Genomic DNA, 267 nt, shown 5'->3' with positions numbered 1-267 from the left:
ACCCGAACATTTTGCTTGGCACCAATTTTTAACGGCCAGTATTTTTGCGTCGCAAGATTTACCAAAGCGTGCAGCACCACACTTGTTTACGGCGTCTGAATCGGTAACAAAAAATAATATTTCTATCCCTAAACTTAATGACGCACTTTGGCGTAATTTAAAACCACTTTCTTCGTATGCATTAGAGCGATTTAACCGTGGTTCGGTTATTCAACAAGGCTGGGTTAACTTAGCATTGTATCATCAGGTTTATGCCAACAGCTCAGT

At 40.4% G+C, this 267-nt stretch carries 1 protein-coding gene; it reads left to right on the top strand.

The window, feature by feature from the left end; all coding sequences use genetic code 11:
• Positions 1-267 (top strand): hypothetical protein (locus tag R0K30_RS22195; RefSeq protein WP_410613029.1); only part of this gene is annotated, 267 nt, incomplete at both ends.

Source organism: Bacillus sp. SIMBA_154 (genome assembly GCF_046536015.1).
GTDB lineage: Bacteria > Bacillota > Bacilli > Bacillales > Bacillaceae > Bacillus > Bacillus pumilus_P.
Note: the sequence above shows the minus strand (reverse complement) of the source record. Positions and strands in the feature narration are given on the sequence as shown.